Origin of the sequence: Paenibacillus sp. CFBP 13594 (assembly GCF_014842675.1) — a bacterium.
In the GTDB taxonomy this organism is placed as follows: Bacteria; Bacillota; Bacilli; order Paenibacillales; family Paenibacillaceae; genus Paenibacillus; species Paenibacillus amylolyticus_B.
Genome location: NZ_JACYVQ010000040.1, coordinates 1 through 314 on the forward strand (window position 1 = coordinate 1; position 314 = coordinate 314).

1 rRNA gene is annotated in these 314 nt (G+C 55.7%); it reads right to left on the reverse strand.

Annotation, left to right across the window (positions count from 1 at the left end):
- A 23S ribosomal RNA gene (locus tag IFU39_RS32545) occupies window positions 1-314 on the reverse strand; the annotation flags it as partial.

Sequence of the window (314 nt, forward strand, 5' to 3'; positions counted from 1 at the left end):
CCTAACCACTCCCCTTAACCTTCCAGCACCGGGCAGGCGTCAGCCCGTATACTTCGCCTTACGGCTTCGCACAGACCTGTGTTTTTGCTAAACAGTCGCTTGGGCCTTTTCACTGCGGCCCCCTCGTGCTATTCACACTACCGGGGCACCCCTTCTCCCGAAGTTACGGGGTCATTTTGCCGAGTTCCTTAACGAGAGTTCTTCCGCGCGCCTTAGAATACTCTTCTCGCCTACCTGTGTCGGTTTGCGGTACGGGCACCTTCACCTGGCTAGAGGCTTTTCTTGGCAGTGTGAGATCATGACCTTCGCTACTA